This window comes from Chitinibacter tainanensis DSM 15459 (assembly GCF_000429785.1).
Classification (GTDB): Bacteria; Pseudomonadota; Gammaproteobacteria; order Burkholderiales; family Chitinibacteraceae; genus Chitinibacter; species Chitinibacter tainanensis.
Genome location: NZ_AUCN01000018.1, coordinates 255814 through 278935, shown reverse-complemented (window position 1 = coordinate 278935; position 23122 = coordinate 255814). Strand labels below are relative to the sequence as shown.

Here is a 23122-nt window from a genome sequence, read left to right as displayed (position 1 = left end):
TAAGCTAACCGATACTAATTGCCCGTGAGGCTTGATCCTATAACCTGAGACGCGTGTATGCGACGCGATATGATCGACCCAAGATCGAACATTAAGAGTAAAATACTTCTTCTATCGAATTCGAGTGATTGTGAGCGCCAAGCGCACACAGTTAACTCAACCAGTTATGTCTGGTGACCATAGCGAGGTGGTCCCACTCCTTCCCATCCCGAACAGGACAGTGAAACGCCTCAGCGCCGATGATAGTGCGGGTTCCCGTGTGAAAGTAGGTCATTGCCAGACTCCCCTAAAGAAGCCCAGCTCAGAAGAGCTGGGCTTTTTGCTTTGGGCCGCGGAAGTGGAAGAGCGCAGAACAGAAGCAAGCCCTGCCCAGCCCCCAACCCAAGCAAAACATAGCGGACGGCTGCACCGCGAACCGGCCAAGCCCAAGCCTGCGGTGCAAACCCAACCCCAAAACAAAGCCCAGCGTAGCTGGGCTTTGTTTGTTGAGGAGATCGCTAAGTGCTTGCTGACCTCTTTCTTGGGTACTTTGTTGGAGGCTCTGATTTTACTTGGCTACATTTGCATACCCCACTTGGGTATATGCAAGAGGTTGCTCGAGTTTATTTCATTTCCGCCTGTGTTGGCTTATGCGACAATAATGGTATTAATCAGTAATGGATGATCCCATGACGCGTGGGCGTTTTATATCGGTAGAAGGGCTGGATGGCGCAGGTAAAAGCACGCATTTGCAGTGGCTGGTCGAGCATCTGCGCCAGCAGCAATTAAGTGTCGTGCAGACGCGTGAACCAGGTGGCACGCCACTAGGGGAGCAATTGCGCACTTTGCTGCTCAACGAGGCGATGCACCTAGAAACCGAAGCCCTGTTGATGTTTGCTGCGCGCAATGAGCACATCCAACAGGTGATTTTGCCCGCCTTACTACGGGGCGAATGGGTGCTGTGTGATCGCTTTACCGATGCCACCTATGCCTATCAATGTGGTGGGCGAGGGCTTGATCTGGTCAAATTTAGTCAGCTGGAACACTGGGTGCAAGGCCGTCCAGAGGGCTTGCTGGAGCCGGATCTGACACTGATTTTCGATGTGCCGCTAGAGGTCTCGCAAGCACGGATGGCCAATGGCCGGGTGTTGGATCGTTTTGAGCGCGAACAGGCAGATTTCCATGCCCGAGTGCGCGCTGCCTATTCACAGCGGGCTAAGTCTGCGCCGCAGCGCATTAAAGTGATTGATGCCAATCGCTCAATCGAGGCGATTCAGCACGAGTTGGCCTCTATTTTAGGTCCATGGTTACAGGAACAGGCCTGAGTATGAGCGCATTGCCGTATCCGTGGCTGGCTGGGCCCTGGCAAGAATTAAGCCGTGAATTAGACCGCCTACCGCATGCGCTCTTGCTCACCGGTGAGGCCGGTATTGGTAAGCGGGCACTGGCGCAGCACTTAGCGCAATTGCTGTTGTGCGAAGCCAGCGAAAAAGCGACCGAACCATGTGGTGAGTGCGATGGCTGCCGCTGGTTTCTGGCGGGGAATCATCCTGATTTTCGCTTATTGCAGCCCGCCAGCGAGGCCGATGAAAGCGAAGAGTCGAACGACGCCAAAAAAACGAAAAAGCCCTCTTCGCAAATCAGTGTGGATGATGTGCGTGAACTGGCAGATTTTGTGAATCTAAGTGCCCATCGCCAAGGGCGACGTGTGACAATTGTCGCCCCAGCAGAAGCCATGAACTTGGCCGCGGCGAATGCCTTTCTGAAAACACTGGAAGAGCCCACTGCGGGCGCAATATTTATCTTGATCGCGGATCACTGGCGGCGGCTGTTGCCCACGATCCGCAGTCGTTGCCGGGTGTTTCCACTGGCCATGCCCAATCATCAGGCCACGGTCCAATGGCTGGCGAGCCAAGGCATTGTGAATCCAGAGTTACATCTGGCGCATAGCGGTGGCGCCCCATTGGCCGCGCTGGAAGATGCGGGCGCGGCTTGGCACCCGATCCGGCAGCAATTGTTGGAAAAACTCGCGGAGCCCGCCGCGCTGAATGTACTGGCCTTGGCCGCAGAGCTGGAAAAAGCCAAGCTTGAAACTGGCATTCTGGTTGAATGGTTACAAAAATGGGTGTATGACGCGATCAGCTTGGGCATGAGTGGGCAGATTCGTTATTATCCAGATTGGCAAGATGCTCTGGCCCGTGTGGCCACGCGCGCTGGCCAATTGCTGCCATATCAGCAACAATTAAATGAAGCCCAGAAATTGGCGCATCATCCGCTCAATCAGCGCTTGGTGCTGGAAGGTTTACTGTTTGCATATCTGGATGCATTACGCGGCCAGACGCAGCGAGGTTGAATTAAATGAGTCAGGATGCCATTCGTACCCCCACCACGCGTCCCGGGGTGCTGTCACTGAATATCAAAGAAAAAGCGGCATTGTATGCGTCGTATATGCCATTTATTGCCGGCGGCGGGATTTTTATCCCGACCAATAAAGGCTACAACCTTGGCGACGAAGTCTTTATGCTGCTTTCATTGCTGGATGACCCGGCTAAAATCGCTGTCTCGGGCAATGTCGTTTGGATTACCCCACCTGGGGCGCAAAATAATCACCAACAGGGGATTGGGGTGCAGTTTTCCTCTAATGAAGCCGGTAATCAGGCCAAGGTCAAAATCGAGAACCTCTTGGGCGGGTATCTACAGTCCGGCCGGACCACCCATACCATGTAATCCCGACTAGAAAACTATGGTATTGTTAGCAGCCGCATCGTTGATGCGGCTTTTTGTTGCTTGAGTATCCCGCTATGCAGTTTGTTGATTCCCATTGCCATATTAATTTTCCTGAGCTGGCGGCTGATCTGCCGGCTTTGCTGCAGCAAATGCAAGTCAATCAGGTTAGCCATGCGCTCTGCGTGGCGGTGAATTTACCTGAGCTACCGAGTGTATTGGCGCTCGCCGAGAGCCAACCCAATCTGTTTGCCTCGGTTGGGGTGCATCCCGATTATGAAGATACCCCTGAGCCTAGCGTTGCCCAATTAGTTGAGTTGGCGCAGCACCCGAAAGTGATCGCGATTGGTGAAACCGGCCTCGATTATTTCCGCTTAAGCGGTGATCTGGAATGGCAGCGCGAACGCTTTCGCACCCATATCCGCGCGGCCAAGGCGGCCAAGTTGCCGCTAATTATTCATACCCGTGCTGCCAGTGAAGACACAATCCGCATTTTGCGTGAAGAAGGCGCCGATGAGGTTGGCGGCGTGATGCACTGCTTTACCGAAAGCTGGGAAGTCGCGCAGGCGGCGATGGAGCTGGGCTTTTATATTTCGCTCTCTGGGATCGTTACCTTTAAAAAAGCGCTGGAGCTCAAAGAGCTGGCCCGGCTCATGCCGCTGGAGCGCTTATTGATCGAAACCGATTCGCCGTATCTCGCCCCGATGCCGCATCGCGGCAAAATGAATCAACCCGCCTGGGTGCGCCATGTGGCCGAGCATATTGCCGATCTGAAAGAAGTACCGCTGACGGCGGTGGCCGAGGCCACCACGCGTAATTTCTTTCAGCTGTTTAGCCGCGCCCAGCCATGAGTACGCGCTGGGCAGGGCCGGTAGATGTCTTGCTGCTGGGGGTGGGTTCCAGTGGTGGTTCGCCGGCGCTCGGCTGCGCCTGCCCAACGTGCACGTCCAGTGATCCACGCAATGTTCGCACCCGTGCCTCGGCCCTGCTGCGCGCCGGTGGGCAGACATTTCTAATCGATACCGGCCCGGATTTACGCCAGCAAGTGTTGCGCGAACAGATTTTGCATGTGGATGCCGTGCTTTACACCCATCCGCATGCAGATCATTTAAATGGGATTGATGACTTACGCGCTTTTTGCTGGCTGCAAAAAGCGGCCTTGCCGGTGTATGCCAACCGCCTGATGGCCACGCATTTGCGCGAGCGTTTTCCCTATACCTTGCTGCAGCCCAATGATTTTTGGGATAAGCCGGTACTCACCCTGCACGAAATCGAGTCGGAGCCGCTGCAACATGGTGGCGTCTGGCTAGAACCGATCCCCATCTTGCATGGGAAATGGCCCATTTTAGGCTGGCGGCTGGGTGGCGTGGCTTATCTCACCGACGTTTCGGCGATCAGCGCAGAGAGTCTGCAGCGCCTGCAGGGCCTAGAGCTCTTATTACTGGATTGCCTGCGCGACAAGCCGCACCCCACGCATTTATCGGTGGAAGAGGCCATCGCGCTGGCCACGCGAATTGGGGCCAAGCATACCGTGATGATCCATATGACGCATGAGCTGGAATATCATGCCCTGAGTGCACGCTTGCCAGCTGGGATGTCGGTTGGCTACGACGGCCTGAAATTGCAGATTAATGGAGCGAGCGATGAGCCAACCTGAGCAAAGCTTAAATGTTCTTGGCCAGCCTTTGCTGCCATGTAGTTTCAGCCCCTTAACGGGGTACTTTCGCGATGGCTGTTGTCGCGGCAGCGCGCACGACGGCGGTCAGCATATCGTTTGCGCCCAGATGAGTGCCGAGTTTCTCGTTTTTTCCGCGCGCATGGGCAACGATCTGCTCACCCCACGGCCAGAATGGGGTTTTCCCGGTCTGCAAGCAGGTGATCGTTGGTGTTTATGCGCACGGCGTTGGGTCGAGGCGCTGCAACAAGGCGTAGCACCCCCGATTTATCTGGCCGCCACCGATGAAGCGATCCTCGAGCTCGTTTCACTGGAAACCCTCGTGGAATACGCGCTGGATCGCCCCTGATTTTCTTGGGTATCTTTCTGTAGGGTAAAATTGATCAGGCTTGGCGAGCAATACGTCGTGGCGTATAGTCAATTTGTCTGCCCAGTTTGCATTGCAGTGCTTGATCTACGCCACCGTTAGTCATTTGCGGTGCGCAGAGGATCGCTTGCCTGCCTAAGCTGGGATATATTCCTGCGCCTTGTAAGGAGTCAGCCATGCGTAGGCTGCTATTTGCCATTGGTTCGCTGTGCTTAAGTAGCCAGTTGTGGGCAGCTGAAGTGACGATCTTCGCTTCCGATAATTACCGGCCCCTGAGCTGGATGGAAAACGGCAAGCCCAAAGGGCTGGTTCTAGATGCATTTGAGTTTGTGCAAAAAGAAACCGGCATCCAGATCCGCTATGAAATGCAGCCATGGAATCGCGTGTATAAACTGGCCGAGCAGGGGCAGGGTGGGATTATCGGGCTGACCTACAATCAGGAACGGGCTGCGATTTTTGATTATTCACCGGTGGTGTTTGATAGCCGAGTTGATATTGTGGTGCTCAAGCAAAAGCCCCTCAGCTACAGCCAGCTTAGCGATTTAAGCGGTAAACGGGTCGGCGCCTTGATTGGCGTGAGTTTTGGGACGGAAGTTGACCAAGCCATCAAACAAGGCCAGATCAGCACCATCCGCGATCAGTCGCATGCGGCGCGGTTGCGCAATCTGCTGGCTGGGCGGATCGATGCGGCATTTTATGCCAATGCCCAAACCGAATTGCCTCGGGTCATGGCCGATGACCCCGAGCTGAGCCGCGCACCCAGCCCGTTTATGATCTTGCCAACGCCGCTGATCAAAGACCCGGTGCATGTCGGTTTTCGCAAGGGCAGTATCGATGAGGCCACGCGGCAAAAACTGTATCAGGCCTTTGAAAAGTGGGCCAAGCAGCGGGATAAGAGTAGCAATTAGTTAAATAGAAGCCTGCTGACTTAGTCGCGGTTTTGCAGCGCAGCAGCAATAAAAAACGGACGGTAAACCGTCCGTTTTTTATTGGGCCAACGCCACAGCACCCAGCCTAGCTTATTTACTAGTTTATTTATTATTGGCGATGCGGGTCTGGATATTTTTGACCCGATCAGCCGAGGCAGGGTGCGAATCCAGCATGCTGTGATCGCCACCGCCCAGATCGGCCAGTTTTTGGAAGGCGCTGGCCAGAGCCTCGCGCTTGAGTTTCTTCTGGGTCAGCAAATCAAACGAGAAGTTATCGGCATCCAGCTCTTGCGATTGTGAGAATTGCGCATTGATCAGTGCTTCAGTGAATTTGCCCAAGGTTGAGCCGCTCAGCGCAGCGCCGGTGGTGCCGCCGTATTCGCCCACTGCTGATTTGGCCGCCGAAACGGTGTAGGCCGTTTGCATGGCTTTGCGGCTATGGCCCAGAGCCACGTGGCCCATTTCATGGCCCAGTACGCCGATGATCTCGTCATCGGTCATCAAATCCATCAGGCCGCTGTACACGCGGATGCAGCCATTGGCCATCGCCCAAGCGTTGACATCGGGAGTGATGTACACCTTGTAGTTCACCGGCTGGCCGTTGATTTCATTGCCGAGTTTTTTGGCAATATTGTCCAGACGCTTGCTGTATTTGTCTTTCGGGCCGGCGATTTTCTCTTCGGCATCACTTTGCGTGCAGGCTTGATCGGCCAGTGATTTCACATCGGCATCGCTCAATGTCGCCGCTTGCAGGGCTTGTGTGCCCACTTTCAGGGCTTTGTTCAGATCAAAAGCGTGGGCTGGAGACAAGGCCAGGCCCAGCAGACCCGCGAGCAATACAGTGCGCAGTTTCATGATTACAACTCTGTTTGGTAGAAAGCAGGCAATTTTAGGTGTGTGTCAGCAAGGTGTCAAAGACCGTGGGTCGGTTGGAGGGGCTAGATTGGCCACAGTGTGAACAAGAGCGCAATTGAGCTGTTGCCAGGGCTTGGATTGGGGGTATGTTCGCTAAGGCTATGTATTTAATAGCCTTGGTGCTGATACCTGGTGGTGTATCTGCGGATATTCCGACTTGACGCCCCAAAGCTGAGGCTAAATCTTGGGCTAATTCATAGCCCTGAGGCGCTTAACTGAGTACTAGGGCGGCGCTGTGGCTTGCTGAGTTGGGTGCCAAGCACGCAGGGGCATGCGTGTGTAACAACCTTGATCTTCAGCAGCGTTGCCGCTTTGGCGCGGCGGATCAGGGTCGCAGAGCCGATTTTTGCTTGTCGCCACCGCCAGCCGTCCAATATCATGGGGATATCGCAATCAAGGAGTGCAGGGCGGCGCGATCGCCCGAGTATGGATAATTTTTTATTGACCTTGCTGGCCCTGTTTTTGGTGCTGCTGAATGGTTTTTTTGTGGCGGCCGAATTCGGCTTGGTGAAATTGCGCCAAACCAAGGTGCAGAGCATGGCCCGCCAGGGCTGGCAGGGGCAGATTCTGCTGAAAGTGCATAGCCAGCTGGATGCGTATTTATCAGCCTGTCAGCTCGGCATTACCCTCGCTTCGCTGGGCTTGGGCTGGGTGGGCGAACCGGCGTTTGCCGGCTTGGTGGCCCCCGTGTTTACCCTGTTGGGGATCGATAATCCGGTGCTGCTGCACACTACCTCGTTTGTTTTTGCCTTTACGCTGATTTCCTTTCTGCACATTGTGGTCGGCGAGCTCGCTCCGAAATCGATGGCTATCCGCCTGCCCGAGGCCGTCTCGCTGTGGACGGCGACGCCGCTGTATGTGTTTTACTGGCTGATGTATCCAGCCATCTGGCTGCTCAATCGCAGCGCCAACTGGGTGTTGCGTGTAGTTGGTTTGGGCAATGCCGGCGGGCACGATGTGCATTACTCGGCCGATGAACTCAAACTGATTATTCGCGCCAATCAAGATAGCGATGCCAACACCCCGCAAGAGTGGAATGTGATGGCACAGTCGCTGGATTTCAGTAAGCTCAAAGTTGCCGATCTCATGCGGCCCTTTCATGAAGCCGCGGTGCTGCATGCCGACCGCACGTTGGCTGAAAACCTGCAAACGATTGCCGAGCAGCGCTTTAGCCGCTATCCCTACGTCGATGAGGATGGGCAAGTTTTGGGGGTGATTCACCTGAAAAATCTGTTTCTGGCCGAATTGCGCGATCAGGAGGTCGTTGACCTCACCGAGTATATTCGCCCGGTCGAGCTCGTTAGCCCCGATTTGCCACTGAGCGAGTTATTTCGCCGCTTTCGCGCTGGCGCGCCGCATTTTGCCGTGGCCGCGTATGACGATGAAACACCGCTGGGCTTTCTCACGCTGGATAATCTTTTGGGGGCGCTGGTAGGCGAGATCCGCGATGAATTCCGCCAAAGCCGTAACGACTGGATGCAGCAAGATGATGGCTCATTACTCGGTAAAGGTAGTTTGCCGCTGTTTTCACTCGGCCGCGCCTTGGGGATGGATATTGATCATCCAGAGGCTGAAACCGTAGGTGGGCTGGTGCAATGGAAGCTCGGCGATATTCCGGCCGAGGGTGAGCGCATCGAGTTTGCCGGCTTTGATGTGGTGATCAAGAAAATGAATGGCCCGCGCATTGTGATGGTGAAGGTCATACCGCATACCGCTGTCGATGACGTGCTGGATGCCGATGGCTAACGCTTAAGCGCCCAGCTAGCGGCACTGGCAATCACGGCCCAAACAAAAAGCCACCGCAGTGCGGTGGCTTTTCAGTCTGCTGGCAAAAATTTTAGTGGCTGGGCGATATTACCCCACCTGGGTATGGTCATTAGCGCTTTTTAGTGACAATCACACATTGATATACCCCACCAAAGATCGTTTCTTTCTCCCAGTGGTAGCGCTCAGGCTGTTTGGCATAATGGCTAATCTCATGCTGCCACAGCGCATTGGCAAAAGGCTCCAGATAGTGGTTCACCAGCTTGAGAATATAGCGAATCGGCTGCCAGCGGGCAGGGTTGTGGTAATCAACAAACACCAGTTTGCCATCGTCGGGTAGCTGCGCCAGCATGTGCTCGACGATTTCGCGCTTTTTCTGCTCGGGCACTTCATGCAGCAGGAAAAAGCTGCAAATCACATCAAAGCGGCCTTCGGGCTGATAGTCGGCCGCATCGCTGCGGATAACTTTGGCCCACGGCATGTCTTTGAGTTTGCGGCTGCCGTGTTCGATTTGAATCGGGGTGACATCAGTCAGGACGAATTCGCCATGCGGGCCCACTTTTTCCGCCGCACGTTGCACCAGATCGCCATAGACGTGGGCCAATTGCCACACGCGCTGGCCGGGCTGCAGCTGGGCCAGATACCGGCGCATCAGGCGCTGATCGTTTAAAAACAGCAAGGTTTTCACCACCAGATTGCGATCCAGCGCCCGTACCCAGTTGGGGTCGACATAGGCCCAGTCATAGACCTCGGTCATGTAAGTCGGCACGCCTTCGTAATACGGGTTTTGCTGCAGAGGGGGCGGATTTTTAGTCATGATCGTAACTCGGCTGGCGGTGGGGAATGCCTAAATCCTAAGCGTTTCATGTGACGTTTGATTTGCTTTAGCCCAAGGTTTATGGCGAAAAACCGCATCAGTAAATCCCTGCATGGGCTTTCCTTGGCTGTAGTGTTATGCTAGGCCACCGGTTAATAACTACGTCATTTAGCTACGTTTGAGTGTCCTGCATGTCGATTGAACAGCTCAGCCCCCAGCCCGTTTGGCAACATTTCGCCCGCCTGTGTCGGTTTCCCCGCCCATCTAAACATGAAGCCGCCTTGCGTCAGCATTTGCAAGAGTGGGCCAGCGAGCAAGGGCTCGCGCATGAGCTGGATCAGGTGGGTAATCTGATTATCCGTAAGCCCGCCAGCCCCGGCTGGGAAAACCGGGTGGGTGTGGTGCTGCAAGGCCATTTGGATATGGTGGCGCAAAAGAACGAAGCCACTGCGCATGATTTTCTGCGCGATCCGATCCGCCCGCGTATTGAGGGCGATTGGGTTAAGGCCGACGGTACTACGCTGGGCGCCGACAATGGCATGGGCGTTGCGGCCGCTTTGGCGCTCTTGGAAGCGCGTGATATTGAGCATGGGCCGCTGGAAGTGCTGCTGACCATTGATGAAGAAGCCGGCATGACCGGGGCCAAGGGCCTGCAGGGCGGCCTGTTGCAAGGCCAGTATCTATTCAATCTTGATACCGAAGATTGGGGCGAGATCTACATCGGCTGTGCCGGTGGCGTGGATCTGACATTATCGCGCTCGCTCTCGTGCGCCAGTATGCCGGCCGGCTATCTGCTGTTTGATGTGGCGCTCACTGGTTTGTTGGGTGGGCACTCTGGGGTTGATATCCATCTGGAGCGGGGTAATGCCATCAAACTATTGGCTGGCGTGCTCTCTGAGGCGATACCCCGCTTTGATTTACGCATTGTGGAATTGCGTGGCGGTACTTTGCGTAATGCCTTACCCCGCGAAGCCTTCGCCCGCGTGGCGCTGCCTGCCTGTGATGCCGGGCATTTTGCCGGCCTGATTGCCGCGCACCAAACTACCTTGCAAGCGGCCTATGCCGGTGTTGAGCCGCATATGCAATTGGCAGTGCAGCCCGTGACGGCCGCGCATGAATTGCATGCGCTGAATACCGCGGAAACCCGCTTGGTTACCGATATGTTGCTGGCCTTGCCGCATGGCGTGCGCCGCTGGAGCCCGCATATCGAGAATGTGGTGGAAACCTCGAATAACCTCGGCGTAGTGCGCATTGATGCCCGCCGCTTTGAAGCCGTGTTGATGCTGCGCTCGCTCACCGATCCGGGCTTGGATGAACTGCAAGCCAGTATCGAAGCGCAGGCGCGGCTGGCCAGTATTCAGTGCGAAGCCGAGGGGCGCTATCCGGGCTGGGCGCCTAATCCGGAATCGCCAGCCTTGGCCTTGCTGCAAGCCGTTTACCGGCAAACGCTGGGTGAAGACGCTGCGGTGAAGGTGATACACGCCGGGCTGGAATGCGGCTTGATTGGTAAGGCCTATCCGGCGCTGGAAATGGTGTCGTTTGGTCCGACCATCCGTGGGGCGCATTCGCCGGATGAGCGCGTGGAAATTGCTTCGGTGGCGCGCTTCTGGCAATTGCTTTGCGCGGCGCTGCAAGCGGTGCCGCTGGCGGCTTGAACTTTGCGGGCTGGCCCCGATCTGTGCCATTGTCATGTAGCAATAAATACAAGGTGCGTCGATGAAACGTGGAATGCAACTCGGGCTGGCGCTGCTGCTGGCCAGTAGCCATGTGCCAGCCGCCAGCTGGGGCGATTTACGCATTGGCGCGCCCTTACTACAACGGCTGGCGCAGCAACCCAGCGCCGGGCGCTTACTGCTAACTTTGCGCAATCAGGGTCAGTTGCCAGAGCGTTTGCTCGGGGTGAGCGCCAGCTGGGCTGGGAACATCGCTCTGCAACAGCAAGTGGGCCCGCAGGAGGCGCCGCACTGGCAAGTGGTGAATGAAGTGCTGGTGCCGGCACAAGGCCAGTTTTCTTCGCTCGCGCCGGATTGGCGCTTGGTGCTACAGGATATTCCCGCCGCCGATGCGGCGGCCTTACCAATCCGTTTGCATTTTGCCCGTGCCGGTGCGATTGAGCTGCAAGCGCGGGTGCTGGCGCAGCCCAGCTAAGGGGCTGTGTAGTTAGGGCGCTGGTGCAGCGCCTTGGCTACCTACCCAGTCACACAAGGCGGCCAAGGGCATCGGTTTGGCAAAGTAATAACCTTGGCCGATATCGCAGCCCAGCGCTTTCAGACGCGCGGCTTGCGCGGCGGTTTCAACCCCTTCGGCCACGGTGGCCAGATTTAGACGGCGCGCCAGCGCAATAATCATCTCGACATACAGGCTGTTGCCTGAGCTGGCCAGATCGTCAACAAAGCTCTTATCAATTTTTAGCCGGTCAAATGACAGTGTGCGCAGCTGCCCCAGCGATGAATAGCCGGTGCCAAAATCATCGATGGCCACTTCCAGCCCCAGCGCGCGCAAACTGGCCAATTGCTGGCGGACGGTTTCTGGCTCGTCCATCGCGATACTTTCGGTGATTTCCAGCTCTAAGGCGCGTGCGGGTACTTGATACTGCGCCAGGAGCTGTTGAATGCGCTCGAGCAGCAGTCCGCTGCGAAATTGCACCATGCTGATATTGACCGCAATGCGCACATGGCCCACACCACACGCGGCCAGCTGCTGATAGGCCTTGCAGGCTTGCTCCAGGACCCAATCACCCAGTTCGATAATGAGCCCGGCATATTCGGCCAGCGGGATAAACACCGCCGGCGGATGCACAAAGCCTTGTTCACCCGGCCAGCGCAGCAAAGCTTCCACCCCGCAAATCTGCCGGCTACCCAGATCCAGTTGTGGCTGGAACCACAATTGCAGCTGATCGGCGGCAAAGGCCGCGCGCAGCTGCTGAATCACTTCATGCCGCCAGCGGGTTTGGGCTTCCATCTGCGGGTTAAACAGCGCACATTGTGGTGGCGGGTTATGTTTGGCCTGATTGAGCGCCATATGGGCTTGTTCGAGCAATTGAGCTCCGGTGGTGCTTTCCTGCTCAATATTGCGCAGGCCCAGCGCAATCTGCACGGGGAGTGCGTGCTGCGCAACCTGGAGCGGCGCTTTAAATAGCGCGAATAATGCCTCCTGATTAATCAGGCTTTGCGGCCCGCAAAGGGCAAATACATCGTTCGCCAAGCGGGCCAGCAACACCGATGCGCCAGCGCAATGCTGATTTAAGCGGGTGGCTACGGCGCACAGTAGGGCATTGCCGGTGCTGTAACCGAGTGCATCATTGATGTCGGCAAACCGATTCAAATCCAGCACCGCCAAGCTCTGGCCTTGCAAGCTACTGCGCGCCTCAAGCGCCGCCAAGAGTCCATGGCGGTTGGGTAGGCCGGTAAGCTCGTCGTGGTAGGCCAGATAATTGAGGCGTTCGAGCTGGCGCAAATGGCCGTAGCAAGCCGAGGTATTGGCAGCAAACACATTCGCCAGCTGAGCGAAGTGCACAAATTCGGTGAGTGCAGCGGCAAATTGCAGGTAAATCACGGCCTGATCAAGCCCCGCCTGCAAATGCAGCCACATTTCCCGCGAATCAAAATGATGATTCGAGCTAGGGATGGGCCGGCGCGCCAAGATACTCTCCGCCTGAGCGGCTAGCGCCGGGCTAATGGCGCCAATGAGGGCAGTTTGGCCTGGCGCGGTCGGCAGTTGTGCCACCAGCCCTTGACATTCACGGCCAAAAATCGCGCTGGCATTGGCCAGAATAATGCGGGAAAACTCACCGAATTCGCGGCATTCCATCAGCTGCATTTCGGTGTGCACGATCATTTCCAGCCCGCGGCGATTGTTCGACAGCGTGCAGATTTGCTCATAGCTGCGTAGCGCGGCGGAAATCGAGGTGATGAGCCGGTTGCTGGTGAGCTCGGTTTTCAGGCGGTAATCGTTGATATCGTGCAGATTAAAAATCCCCGGCTCCGGGGCGTAGCCCGGCTGGCCGGTGCGCAAAATAATCCGTACTTCTTTCAGGCCCAAAATACCGCGGATTTTCGCGACTAAATCCAGCCCGGCAAAGTCGTCTTCCATCACCACATCGAGCAAGATGACGGCAAAATCATTGCGCTGGCGCAGCAGCTCAAAGGCTTGCTGCCCGCTGTAGGCGTGCGAGAGCGCAATCGGGCGACCCAAGAGCTGGAGGTTTTTTAACACCAGCTGGGTGCTCAGATGCACATCTTCTTCGTCGTCGACCACCAGAATCTGCCAGGGCGGGCTGCCAGGCTGCTGATGTGGGTCTTCCGGGGCGAACTGCAGGTAGTCTTGGCTCATGGATCTTTGGTCAAAGTGCTGTAGTTCACAACGCAAAATGTTGGGCGTAATCCTCAGTATTATGGCCGAGCATGGACGAAAGACCTAAAACCGGCAAAGATGGTGTTCCGTATTTGCTTCTGTTTGCTACGCGCCGCTGTCAATGAAACGTCTTTCTGCTCTGGCCTGGCCTCTGTGCTATTTAGGCGCCGCGTTACTCGATCAAACCATGTTGGTAGCTGGGCAAAGCTATGGCCCATTGAATTTATCAGTGGGTATTGCGCTGTTAGCCATGTTGGAAAAGAGCTTTGGCGTTATACCCTGGCTGGGTGTAGCTGTTTTGGCCGCGCAATTATTGCCAGCCGAGCTGCAGCCTAATCTACCTTTGGTGCTGGCAGAGCTCGCCAGTGTGGCGGCGATCACGGTGGCCTTGCGCCCGGTTTATCAGAAAAGCGTCTGGGCGGTCAGCGACGCTTTGCAGCTCCTACTCTGTAGTGGCGGAATCGGCGCTACATTGTTTTGGCTGCTGCACACGCTATTGGCCACGAGCTTAGGCTGGCATTGGGATGCGCATTCGGCGCCCATGAGCTGGCTGGCCTTTACCTTGTCCTGCTTGCTGTGCGTGACCGGTTATCGCAGCTTTATTCTGGATCGCAAGCTGCTGCGTGCTAATTGGCTAATTGAAACCACCACGGTCGTGACCATCACCGCCTCGGGCGCGATGCTGATGCTGGGTAACTTTGATGTGGCCAGTTTGCAGTTTACCTATCTGTGCTTCCCCTTGATGGTGTGGGCTGCGCTGCGCCTGGGGCAGATCAGCAATAGCCTCTTGATCACGGTGATTTTGCTGATTTTGGCCAGTGCGCCGGTGCGGGCTGTGATGAGCGATGGGCTGGTGGTGGCGCAGCAGTTTCTGTTGCTCATTGCGCTGCAAACCGGGATCTGGCTGGCGGTGGTACGCCGAGAAAATGCCTTGGCAATGGCCGAAGCCAAAGTGGCCAAGCAAGTCTTTCAGCATGCCTCGGAAGGCATCATGATGATCTCGGCCGATCATCGCCTGCTGGCCGTCAATCCGGCCTTTACCCGCATCACCGGTTATAGCGAAGGCGAAGCGGTGGGGCGCCCATCGCGGATTTTTGATACTCGCCCTGGCAACCCCAATTTATACCAGAGCATGCTGCTTGAGCAGCTCAGCGCCCACGGTCACTGGGAAGGCGAAATGCTGGATAAGCGCAAAAGTGGCGAGCTGTATCCGGCGTGGTTATCGATCAGCGCGGTGCATGATCACGAAGGCCGGCTCTCGCGCTATGTGGGTGTGTTTTCCGATTACACCAGCCGCAAACAGGCCGAGCAAAGGGCGACTTTTCTGGCGACCCACGATTCGCTCACTGGGCTGTATAACCGCAATGGTTTTCATGAGGCGCTATCGCAAGCGCTCACCCGCGCCAGCACCAAGCGCCGTGGCTTGGCGCTACTGTTTATCGATCTGGATCGGTTTAAATCCATCAACGATACGCTCGGTCACGATGTGGGCGATCAGCTCCTGCGGATTGTAGCGCAGCGGCTGCGCCAGCATTTAAAGCAGGATGACATCATCGCTCGCCTGGGCGGCGATGAATTTACTGTGGTGCTGGAAAACATTCATCAGGTCAATCAGGCCGCCCAAGTGGCCGAGCGTATTTTGCAGGCCCTGGCCGAAAGCTATCATCTGCATGGGCAGGAACTCTTTGTCACCGGCTCGATTGGCATCAGCATGTATCCCAACGATGGCTCGCATGCCATGCAGCTGATGCGCAATGCCGATCTGGCTATGTACCGCGCCAAAGATCTGGGCAAAAATGCACTGCAGTTCTATGCGCAGGAAATGAATCGCGAAAGTAGCCAGCAGTTTTCGCTGCAATCGGCGCTGCGTTTCGCGCTGGAGCGCCAGCAATTTAGTCTGGTGTTTCAGCCGCAAATGAATCTGGCCACTGGCCAGCTCAGCGGCATGGAATGCCTGCTGCGCTGGCAGCATCCGGAATTGGGCTGGATTTCGCCGGCCGAGTTTATTCCGCTGGCTGAAGAAACCGGCATGATTATCCCGATCGGGCATTGGGTTTTGCGCCAGGCCTGCCTCACCGCCGAGAGCTGGCGCCAGGCCGGCATTATGGTGCCCAAGATGGCGGTGAATCTGTCGGTGCGGCAGTTTAAGCCCGGGGTGCTGGTGGATCAGGTGGCCACGGTGTTGGCCGATACCGGCTTTCCGCCGTATTTGCTGGAATTAGAAGTCACAGAAAGCCTGATTATGCGTCGCCTCAATGAAGCGGTGCAGATTATGGATGCGCTGAAAATGATGGGCGTGAGCCTGGCGATCGATGACTTTGGCACCGGTTATTCTTCGCTTTCGCAGCTGAAAAACCTGCCGCTAGATATCCTGAAAATCGATCGCTCCTTTGTTGAAGGGATTCCCGCCGATCAGGATGACACGGCGATTGCGCAAACGATTATTGCGATGGCCAAAAAACTCGGCCTCAGTGTGGTGGCGGAAGGTGTTGAAACGGTGGCGCAAATGCAGGCCCTGCGCGAAGCTGGCTGTGATTCGATGCAGGGGTATTATTATTCGCGGCCACTTACGGCCGTGCAGATGGAAAATCTGATGCGCCGGCTACAAGGTATGCATTTGCGGGCGGAAGAAGTGGAGTCGGTGCAGGGCTAATTTATGCCCTTTGCTCAATTAGTGCGGCAGCCCCAGCCATAGCCCAAGTGGAATAAAAATCAGGCTAAGCAACGTGCCGGCGACCACTAGTGCCGCCACCAGCTCGGGGTCTTGCTGGTATTGCTCGGCAAACAGGTAATTGAGCACCGCCGGCGGCAGCGCGCCATACAGCAATAAAATCCCGGCTTGGCCTGCGGGCAGTAGCTGGCTTAAGGGCCAGGCCAGCAGTAAACCGACCACAGGGCACAACAGCCCGCCCAGCAGCCCCGCGCGCCAGCGGGTGACTTTAAATTGCGCCATTCGCACCCCCAAGGCAAATAGCATCAGCGGAATCGCCACTTCGCCCAGCATCTTGATGGCTTTGGCCAGCCATTCCGGCAAGAGATAGCCACTGGCCTGCACGGCCAAGCCCGCGACTAAGGCCCAGATCATCGGGGTTTGTAGCACACTGAGTAGTGGCGCCTGGCGGTTAAAGAGTTTGATGCCGAGCGTGAAATGCAGCAGATTGAGCAGCACAAACACCGCAATCGCAGCTGGAAAATGTGCCTCGCCAAAGGCAAATAGCCACAGTGGCAGGCCGATATTGCCCGTGTTGGTAAACATCTGCGGGGCACTAAAGGCCGAGCGGGCGTAGCCCAGCTGGCGCGCCACCAGCCATGCCACCGCGCCCGAACCTAATGTCACCACTAAAACCGCCAGCAGTAGCGGGCCATAATCGGTGAAGGAGGCGTGTTTTTGCGTCATCGCGCTAAACACCAAGAGCGGCGAGAGCAGCTCGACATTCAGCCGATTGGTGGCGCTCATATCAATCGGCCGCCAGCGGGCATAACCCCAGCCAAACAGTGCAATCAACAGTACCGGCGCAATAATCGGGAACAGCAGGGCAAGGGTCGTCACAAGGCGGGCTTCACTGGGCAGGGTTTAGCGCGCACCATACACCATTCGTTTGGCAAAACCTTTACGCAGCCAGCCCAGCTGATCAATTGCCAGCAAACCGAGCGAGCGGGCGTGCTTGAGCGGTGGGCTGGCGGTATCAAACAGGCTAATCAGGCTGTCGGTAAAATGCGTCACCAGGCCAGCATCACGCTGGCGTAGCTGGCGATAGCGCTGCAGTAGCGCTGGCTCGCCCAGCTCGGATTTGGGGGTATTGGCCAATAACTGAGCCAGAGTGCTCGCGTCGCGCAGACCCAGATTTAGGCCTTGTCCCGCCACCGGATGCAGCGTTTGCGCGGCATTGCCGATCAAAACCACCCGCTGGCCAACGACCGAGTTGAGGGTTTTCAGCGCCAGTGGCCAGCTGGCTCGCTTATGCACCGCGCTAAAGCCGCTAATCCGGTCGCTAAAGCGCTCGCCAACGGCCGCCAGAAAATCCGCATCCGGCATGGCCAGGCGCGCCGCCGCCGCGGCAGGACTTTGCGTCCAGACCAAGGTGTAATCGATACCATTGGGGAGTAATGCCAGCGGGCCATCATCGGCAAAGCGCTCGTAGGCCATACCCCCGTGAGGATGCTTGGGCGTGAGCCGGGCCAGCACCGCATGTTGTTGGTAAGATTTCACCGTTTGCTGCACATCATGCAACTGGCTGAGCAATTGCCCGCCATCGGCCAGCACCAGCAGCCGGCATGTCAGCGCGTGTGTGCCGCTGGGGGTGTCGATCTCGACTTGCGCATAGCGCGCCAGCTGGCGAATGCGGGTTACCTTGGCTTCGGTGAGGATAGGTGCCGACTCGCGCTGCAAGGTATCGAGGGCGTGTTGGGCCAGCGCTTGATAGGGGACGGTCATCCCCAGCTGAGCGAGGCCCAGTTCCTCCGCGGCCAGCACCGTGCGTCCCAGTGTGCCCGCTTGCGAGACATGCACATGGGTAATGGGCGTAGCGGGCAGGCAGGCCGACCACAGACCGGCCTCTTGCAGCGCGGTGATGCTGGCCTGCGCAATGGCCAGCGCCCGTGGATCGGGGCCGACGCTGGCACGCGCTTCGCACAGCCAGACATCATGGCCGCTTTGCCGCAGTAATTGCAGCAGTAGGGCGCCCACTGGGCCACCACCAACAATCAAGATTTCGACATGGGCAGGCAAAGTGCGATTTTGCATCGATTCAACCGTGCGGCGCGGCGCGCCAAAAAGCAGACAAGAACAGCAGTGTACCAGTTTGCCGGCCGGCCCCGCAGCGGGGCCGGCTAGGCTGATGGGCTAGCGCTTAGCCATTAACGGCCGGCGGCCATGATGGCCTCGATGTCGCTGGCGGTTTTCGGGCAATCGGCGGTCAGGTTTTCATAGCCGTCGGCGGTAATCAATACATCATCTTCGATGCGGATACCGATATTGTGGAATGCCGCCGGCACATTGTCGGCCGGGCGGATATAAAAGCCAGGCTCTACCGTCAGCACCATGCCCGGCTGCAGCGAGCGCCATTTGCCATCGAGTTTGTAGCTGCCAACATCATGCACATCCAGCCCCATCCAGTGGCCGGTGCGGTGCATGTAAAACTGCCGGTAGCTGCCGGTTTCAAGCACTTCATCGAGGCTGCCGGTGAGAAAGCCCAAATCCAGCATGCCCTGCGCCAGTACGCGGGTTGCCGCATCATGCGGCGCATTCCAGGTGTCGCCCGGGCGGCAATGCGCCAGCGCGGCTTCCTGCGCGGCGAGGGTGATGTCATACACCGCCCGTTGCTCAGGGCTAAAGCGCCCGCTAATGGGGAAGGTACGGGTAATATCGCTGGCGTAGCCGTGTAGCTCGCAACCAGCATCGATCAGCAATAATTCGCCGGCATTCAGGCGGGCATTGTTTTCGCCATAATGCAGCACGCAGGCATTGGCGCCACCGGCCACAATGCTGCCATAGGCCGGGAAACGGCTGCCTTGGCGATAGTAATCATGCAAAATTTCAGCTTCGACTTGGTATTCATACTGGCCCGGCTGGGTGAACTGCATGGCGCGGATATGCGCCTGGGCGTTGATCTGCCCCGCAGCGCGTAAAATACCGATCTCGAATTCGTCTTTGTGCAGGCGCATTTCATCCACCACGCCCCGCACATCAATCAGGCTATCTGGCGCAGTAACGCCGGTGCGCACCAGTGCGCGCACTTCATTGAGCCAGCGGTTAATTCGGCGATCCCAGCGCATTTCCTTGCCCAGCGGGTAGTAGATGCGCGGCTGGTTGGATAGGATGTCGAGCATTTTGTGATCGAGCTCATCGATCGAGTAGGCGGCATCAAAACCAAATGTATCGGCCGCCGCAGCGGGGCCGTAGCGATAGCCATCCCAGATTTCGCGCTCGATGTCTTTCGGGCGGCAGAATAAAATCTGCTCGGTACGCGCCTCACCGATCACCAGCACCAGCACGGCATCGGGCTCGGTAAAGCCGGTTAGATAGTAAAAACTGGAATCAAAACGGAAAGGAAAACAGGTGTCGGCGTTGCGGGCGATTTCCTGAGTGGTTGGGATAATCACCACGCCGGGCGTCAATTGGCTGGCCAAGTTGGCGCGACGTTGCTGGCAGGTGCTAATCAGTTGATCCTGTTGCATGGGGCAATCCGGTTGCTGGTCAGATGATGCCCTGATTATACGGCCGCGCAGCGTGGCGCGGCCGGTAAAAATCAGCCTTTTGCCCTAGCGTTTTACCTGATTGAAGCGCGCAGTGTTTTCGACACCTTCGGCCCATGGCTCAAGCTTATCGCCAATCGCGCTATCGATGCTATTGAGGCGATCTTGCGGCGAGGGGTGGGTGCTAAACATCAGCGCCACCGTGCTATCGGCCGGATTAACCCGCCCCAGTAGCTGCAAGACGCTGACCATCGCATACGGGTTGTAGCCGGCCTTGGCCGCCAGCTGCATACCCAGCTGGTCGGCTTCGAATTCATCGTTTTTATCCAGCCCGCGCACGAAAATCTCGGAGCCGGCTTTGCCGAGCTTTTCCCCCACTTTGGAGTAGGATTTATTGCTGTTGTAATCGGCTATCAGCGAAATAAGCTGGCTGCTGGCCAGCTGGGTTTTGCTGCTGGCGATGGCTTTAATTTGGTGTTTGCGGGTTACGTGGATGATTTCATGCGCTAGTACATTGGCGAGCTCCGCTTCGTTTTCCAGCCTATCCCACAGCCCGCGGGTAATCAGAATATAGCCCCCCGCCGCGGCAAAGCTATTGATATTCGGGCTATCAATCACGCCAAACCGCCAGTTCAGATTGGGCATATCTGATTGCAGTGCCACCCAGCGCCCCACCTGATTCACATAGCGCTGCAAGGCGCTATCGCGCACCAGTGGTGCGGCGCCCAGCAGATTAGCCATCACGCTGCGGCCCAGTGCGTCTTCCTGCTCGGGCCCCAGATTGCCAGAGCTGGCCTTGGCCGCATCCCCGGCATTACTCAGGATATTGATCGCAGTATTGAGGTTTTCGCCACTCAAGAGTTTATTCAGATCAATGGCCTGTGCACTGCCCATACTCGCCGCCATCAGGAGCGCCAGCATCGGTTTACACAGCGTAGTCAGGTCAGGAGAGAAAACGGGCCTAGGCATGATTTAGCGCCTCCGCATATTCGGGTTTTGCTGCTCTTCAGTGTTGTTGCCATTACTTGGGGTGATGGGGGTTACGCCCATGGCTTTCAGACCATAGTTCAAAGCCTGGATTTTTGCTTCATTGCCAGATACCGAATAGCCGTTCATCCGGTCCACTTCGGCCGGGTTGGGCGAGGCATTATTGATTTGTTCGGCGGTTAGGCCTTTCACGCCGGTGGTGACGGTTTTACCCGATGAGCCGGTACGCAACACATTGGATAGGGCGGCGCTGGAGCTTGTTTGCCCGCTGCTGGTACGCACATTCAAAAGCTTGATCCAGCCTTGCTGGCCATTGGGCAGGCGCACTTCCATCCAGGCGCCTTTGCGGCCGCGAATATCCACCTGCGTGTCGGTCGCCACGGGGGCCAGCACCTTGGCATCTAGAAAGGGCTTGTCGCGCAAATCGGTTTTGCGGATCACCGTGCCCGATTCGGCGGCGGCCAGCGCACTAACCAGCAATAAAGAATAAAGGACAGTTTTCATGCTTTCACCTGCGGTTCAAAAAGGGTGACCGCTTGCTCGCGGCCCTTCACACTGTGCGTGCCCTGATTAATAAAATCATACGCCTGACTGCCGCTGGCCGTGCAGGCGATCTGTGTGTCATTGGAAACCAGAATCCGGCTCACGCCTTTGGTGAGCCCTTCAATGCGTGAAGCGAGATTCACGGTGTCGCCAATCGCGGTGTAATCCAGCCGGCTATCGGCGCCGATAAAGCCCACTACCGCTGGGCCGGTATGAATGCCGATGCCAATATCAAAGGCCTCGACATCAAATTGCGCGCCTTGCGCGGCCAGTTCCTGCTTGAATATATCGAGCTCACGCGACATATCTAGCGCGGCGGCAATGGCTCGCTCGGCATGGCGTGGGTCATCCACCGGCGCGCCCCAGAAAGCCATGATGGCATCGCCAATAAATTTATCCAGCGTGCCGCCGTGCTTGAAAATCACCGCCACCTGGCGTGAGAAGTAGCGGTTGAGCAGCTCGACCATAAACTCGGGTGATTGGCTTTCCGATAGCGTGGTAAAGCCACGAATATCCGAAAACAGTACGCTCACTTCGCGCGACTGGGCTTTCTGGCCCACATTGATCTGCCCATTGGCAATCAGCTCGCCCACCACACGCGAATCCAGAAAACGCGAAAACATCGCAATGGCCTGTTCACGGCTGGCTTTTTCCGCCAGATACGCCATCAGGGCTGCCAACCAGAAATAAGTCCAGCTCCACACCAGCGGGCCGGCCACCGGCAGATAGAGCTGCCGACTTAAGGCCCAGCGGCTCAGCAGAATGGCAAAGAGCGTGATGGCCAACATACCACCACCCAGTATCAGGGTATTGGTCTTGTTATGAAAGCCGTACAGCAATATACCCATGATAAGAAGGCCCGCCCCAATCAGCGGCCAGCCTGGGCTATCGCGCAGCCAGTCGCCATGGCGCAGATTGTCGATCGCGGTGGCCAATATTTCGACCCCGGGGTAACTTTGGCTCAGTGGCGTTGGGCGCAAATCCTGCAAGCCCGGTGCCGCGGTGCCGATCAGGACAATCTTGCCGCGAAATTCATTGGCGGGGCGTGGGTTGTTGGCGCTATTGGCGGCTTGGTACAGGCTGCTGTAGCTGATGTGCGGATGCGCTTGTTGCCAATTCAGCCGAAAGCGGGTCGGCAGTGGCTGTTCGGGCGCCAGCCAGTGTTGATCAAGCGCCAGCCGATAGGGGAGCGATGGCAGCTGCCAGCCAGCCACCGCGTCATAAAACAGATAATGTCGGCCAATGCCATCCTCATCGGCGGAAAAATTAATCAGCCCGCCGCGCCAAGCCTCGGGCGCCAGCACCGTGGGTAGCAGTAAAACGGCAGCAGCATCGCTGGCGGCCTGGGCCGTGCGGCGCAGGCCCACGCTGGCAGGCAGTTTGGCTAACAGCTGGGGGGTACCATCTTCTAGCCGAGTCTGGGCAAAGTATAGATTGGGATACTGGCTGGCGGTATCGCGTAAAAGCGCATCGGATTCGGTGCCAAACGTGTCCGGCTCATTGAACATAATGTCGAACACAATCGCGGCTGGCTGTTGCGCCGCCAGATAGTCGATCAGCTCGGCGTGCACCGAGCGCGGCCATGGCCATTTGCCGGCCACTTCGTTCATCTCTTCCAGGCTTTTCTGGTCGATGTCGACAATCACCACGTCGCTGTTGGCCGCGCGGGTGGCGCTATGCTGGCGCAGCAGCCAGTCGCCCAGCTGCCAATCCAGCCGGCGCGTGAGTTGCAGCCCGGCCAGATCGGTGACCAACAGGGCGGCAAGCAGAAAAAACAGAGAGAAAAACGACAGGCGGCGCAGCATGGCGGGTTCCAGAGTTCGCTAAGCGCTTTATAACCGTTCTAACCTGTCTGAACAATTAATTTGCGCACT

Annotated in this window: 20 protein-coding genes and 1 rRNA gene; 12 read left to right on the top strand and 9 right to left on the bottom strand. The window is 57.0% G+C overall.

Annotated features, from left to right (window positions below; genetic code table 11):
* Positions 1 to 169: 169 nt before the first annotated feature.
* The 8 genes from rrf (at position 170) to G482_RS0107440 (ending at position 5653) form a co-directional block, all read left to right on the top strand.
* A 5S ribosomal RNA gene (rrf, locus tag G482_RS0107480) occupies positions 170 to 282 on the top strand.
* A gap of 386 nt (positions 283 to 668) precedes the next feature.
* Entirely contained in the window at positions 669 to 1304 is a 636-nt protein-coding gene (gene tmk, locus G482_RS0107470) for a dTMP kinase (RefSeq protein ID WP_028449519.1), read from the top strand.
* Between the two features lie 2 nt (positions 1305 to 1306).
* Positions 1307 to 2332: a DNA polymerase III subunit delta' gene (gene holB / locus G482_RS0107465; RefSeq protein WP_051258822.1), complete on the top strand. Its 1026-nt coding sequence runs from the start codon at positions 1307 to 1309 to the stop codon at positions 2330 to 2332.
* Between the two features lie 5 nt (positions 2333 to 2337).
* Positions 2338 to 2706, top strand: coding sequence for a PilZ domain-containing protein (locus tag G482_RS0107460; protein ID WP_034619201.1), 369 nt, complete (start codon positions 2338 to 2340; stop codon positions 2704 to 2706).
* 74 nt (positions 2707 to 2780) lie between these two features.
* Positions 2781 to 3554 carry a TatD family hydrolase gene (locus tag G482_RS0107455; protein WP_034619200.1) on the top strand — a complete coding sequence of 258 codons (774 nt, stop codon included), beginning with the start codon at positions 2781 to 2783 and terminating at the stop codon, positions 3552 to 3554.
* Positions 3551 to 4360 (top strand): MBL fold metallo-hydrolase, encoded by an 810-nt coding sequence (locus G482_RS0107450; protein ID WP_034619199.1) that lies wholly within the window; start codon positions 3551 to 3553, stop codon positions 4358 to 4360. The genes G482_RS0107455 and G482_RS0107450 overlap by 4 nt, the downstream gene beginning before the upstream one ends.
* The gene (locus G482_RS0107445) at positions 4347 to 4727 is read left to right on the top strand and encodes a DUF2237 family protein (protein WP_028449514.1); all 381 of its coding nucleotides are present in this window, start codon (positions 4347 to 4349) and stop codon (positions 4725 to 4727) included. Before G482_RS0107450 ends, G482_RS0107445 begins: the two co-directional genes overlap by 14 nt.
* Positions 4728 to 4921: 194 nt before the next feature.
* Positions 4922 to 5653 carry a substrate-binding periplasmic protein gene (locus tag G482_RS0107440; RefSeq protein ID WP_028449513.1) on the top strand — a complete coding sequence of 244 codons (732 nt, stop codon included), beginning with the start codon at positions 4922 to 4924 and terminating at the stop codon, positions 5651 to 5653.
* Positions 5654 to 5776: 123 nt separating this feature from the next.
* Here G482_RS0107440 and G482_RS0107435 read toward each other — a convergent pair whose 3' ends face one another.
* Positions 5777 to 6529 (bottom strand): M48 family metallopeptidase, encoded by a 753-nt coding sequence (locus tag G482_RS0107435; RefSeq protein ID WP_028449512.1) that lies wholly within the window; start codon positions 6527 to 6529, stop codon positions 5777 to 5779.
* Positions 6530 to 7015: 486 nt separating this feature from the next.
* Here G482_RS0107435 and G482_RS0107430 point away from each other — a divergent pair, with 486 nt between their 5' ends.
* On the top strand, positions 7016 to 8335 hold the full coding sequence (locus G482_RS0107430) for a hemolysin family protein (RefSeq protein WP_028449511.1): 1320 nt from the start codon (positions 7016 to 7018) through the stop codon (positions 8333 to 8335).
* 130 nt (positions 8336 to 8465) lie between these two features.
* Here G482_RS0107430 and rquA read toward each other — a convergent pair whose 3' ends face one another.
* On the bottom strand, positions 8466 to 9170 hold the full coding sequence (gene rquA, locus G482_RS0107425) for a rhodoquinone biosynthesis methyltransferase RquA (protein ID WP_028449510.1): 705 nt from the start codon (positions 9168 to 9170) through the stop codon (positions 8466 to 8468).
* 191 nt (positions 9171 to 9361) lie between these two features.
* On the opposite strand from rquA, the gene G482_RS0107420 reads away from it, so the two are divergent.
* Both G482_RS0107420 and G482_RS0107415 read left to right on the top strand, forming a co-directional pair.
* Positions 9362 to 10825, top strand: a complete 1464-nt coding sequence (locus G482_RS0107420) for an aminoacyl-histidine dipeptidase (RefSeq protein ID WP_028449509.1) — start codon at positions 9362 to 9364, stop codon at positions 10823 to 10825.
* A 61-nt stretch (positions 10826 to 10886) separates the two neighbouring features.
* Positions 10887 to 11318, top strand: a complete 432-nt coding sequence (locus G482_RS0107415) for a copper chaperone PCu(A)C (RefSeq protein ID WP_028449508.1) — start codon at positions 10887 to 10889, stop codon at positions 11316 to 11318.
* A 12-nt stretch (positions 11319 to 11330) separates the two neighbouring features.
* Here G482_RS0107415 and G482_RS0107410 read toward each other — a convergent pair whose 3' ends face one another.
* Positions 11331 to 13502: a putative bifunctional diguanylate cyclase/phosphodiesterase gene (locus G482_RS0107410; RefSeq protein WP_028449507.1), complete on the bottom strand. Its 2172-nt coding sequence runs from the start codon at positions 13500 to 13502 to the stop codon at positions 11331 to 11333.
* A 142-nt stretch (positions 13503 to 13644) separates the two neighbouring features.
* Here G482_RS0107410 and G482_RS17730 point away from each other — a divergent pair, with 142 nt between their 5' ends.
* A complete protein-coding gene (locus tag G482_RS17730) occupies positions 13645 to 16176 on the top strand; it encodes a bifunctional diguanylate cyclase/phosphodiesterase (RefSeq protein WP_051258821.1) in 2532 nt (843 codons plus the stop codon).
* A gap of 18 nt (positions 16177 to 16194) precedes the next feature.
* On the opposite strand, the gene G482_RS0107400 is transcribed toward G482_RS17730, so the two are convergent.
* The 6 genes from G482_RS0107400 to G482_RS0107375 form a co-directional block, all read right to left on the bottom strand.
* Positions 16195 to 17073 (bottom strand): AEC family transporter, encoded by an 879-nt coding sequence (locus G482_RS0107400; RefSeq protein ID WP_034619193.1) that lies wholly within the window; start codon positions 17071 to 17073, stop codon positions 16195 to 16197.
* A gap of 24 nt (positions 17074 to 17097) precedes the next feature.
* A complete protein-coding gene (locus tag G482_RS0107395) occupies positions 17098 to 18267 on the bottom strand; it encodes an FAD-dependent monooxygenase (protein ID WP_028449505.1) in 1170 nt (389 codons plus the stop codon).
* Positions 18268 to 18380: 113 nt separating this feature from the next.
* A complete protein-coding gene (pepP, locus tag G482_RS0107390; RefSeq protein WP_034619190.1) occupies positions 18381 to 19700 on the bottom strand; it encodes a Xaa-Pro aminopeptidase in 1320 nt (439 codons plus the stop codon).
* An 84-nt stretch (positions 19701 to 19784) separates the two neighbouring features.
* Positions 19785 to 20687 carry a M48 family metalloprotease gene (locus G482_RS17725; RefSeq protein ID WP_197053779.1) on the bottom strand — a complete coding sequence of 301 codons (903 nt, stop codon included), beginning with the start codon at positions 20685 to 20687 and terminating at the stop codon, positions 19785 to 19787.
* 3 nt (positions 20688 to 20690) lie between these two features.
* On the bottom strand, positions 20691 to 21209 hold the full coding sequence (locus G482_RS0107380) for an SH3 domain-containing protein (protein ID WP_028449503.1): 519 nt from the start codon (positions 21207 to 21209) through the stop codon (positions 20691 to 20693).
* Positions 21206 to 23053, bottom strand: coding sequence for a CHASE2 domain-containing protein (locus G482_RS0107375; RefSeq protein ID WP_028449502.1), 1848 nt, complete (start codon positions 23051 to 23053; stop codon positions 21206 to 21208). The genes G482_RS0107380 and G482_RS0107375 overlap by 4 nt, the downstream gene beginning before the upstream one ends.
* Between the last annotated feature and the right edge of the window lie 69 nt (positions 23054 to 23122).

Coding starts and splice junctions, on each gene's coding strand:
- G482_RS0107420 (WP_028449509.1), top strand. CDS start 9,362: ATGTCGATTGAACAGCTCAGCCCCCAGCCCGTTTGGCAACATTTCGCC.
- G482_RS0107450 (WP_034619199.1), top strand. CDS start 3,551: ATGAGTACGCGCTGGGCAGGGCCGGTAGATGTCTTGCTGCTGGGGGTG.
- pepP (WP_034619190.1), bottom strand. CDS start 19,700: ATGCAACAGGATCAACTGATTAGCACCTGCCAGCAACGTCGCGCCAAC.
- G482_RS17725 (WP_197053779.1), bottom strand. CDS start 20,687: ATGCCTAGGCCCGTTTTCTCTCCTGACCTGACTACGCTGTGTAAACCG.
- G482_RS0107440 (WP_028449513.1), top strand. CDS start 4,922: ATGCGTAGGCTGCTATTTGCCATTGGTTCGCTGTGCTTAAGTAGCCAG.
- G482_RS17730 (WP_051258821.1), top strand. CDS start 13,645: ATGAAACGTCTTTCTGCTCTGGCCTGGCCTCTGTGCTATTTAGGCGCC.
- G482_RS0107445 (WP_028449514.1), top strand. CDS start 4,347: ATGAGCCAACCTGAGCAAAGCTTAAATGTTCTTGGCCAGCCTTTGCTG.
- G482_RS0107380 (WP_028449503.1), bottom strand. CDS start 21,209: ATGAAAACTGTCCTTTATTCTTTATTGCTGGTTAGTGCGCTGGCCGCC.
- G482_RS0107410 (WP_028449507.1), bottom strand. CDS start 13,502: ATGAGCCAAGACTACCTGCAGTTCGCCCCGGAAGACCCACATCAGCAG.
- G482_RS0107375 (WP_028449502.1), bottom strand. CDS start 23,053: ATGCTGCGCCGCCTGTCGTTTTTCTCTCTGTTTTTTCTGCTTGCCGCC.
- G482_RS0107430 (WP_028449511.1), top strand. CDS start 7,016: ATGGATAATTTTTTATTGACCTTGCTGGCCCTGTTTTTGGTGCTGCTG.
- G482_RS0107460 (WP_034619201.1), top strand. CDS start 2,338: ATGAGTCAGGATGCCATTCGTACCCCCACCACGCGTCCCGGGGTGCTG.
- rquA (WP_028449510.1), bottom strand. CDS start 9,170: ATGACTAAAAATCCGCCCCCTCTGCAGCAAAACCCGTATTACGAAGGC.
- tmk (WP_028449519.1), top strand. CDS start 669: ATGACGCGTGGGCGTTTTATATCGGTAGAAGGGCTGGATGGCGCAGGT.
- G482_RS0107395 (WP_028449505.1), bottom strand. CDS start 18,267: ATGCAAAATCGCACTTTGCCTGCCCATGTCGAAATCTTGATTGTTGGT.
- holB (WP_051258822.1), top strand. CDS start 1,307: ATGAGCGCATTGCCGTATCCGTGGCTGGCTGGGCCCTGGCAAGAATTA.
- G482_RS0107415 (WP_028449508.1), top strand. CDS start 10,887: ATGAAACGTGGAATGCAACTCGGGCTGGCGCTGCTGCTGGCCAGTAGC.
- G482_RS0107435 (WP_028449512.1), bottom strand. CDS start 6,529: ATGAAACTGCGCACTGTATTGCTCGCGGGTCTGCTGGGCCTGGCCTTG.
- G482_RS0107455 (WP_034619200.1), top strand. CDS start 2,781: ATGCAGTTTGTTGATTCCCATTGCCATATTAATTTTCCTGAGCTGGCG.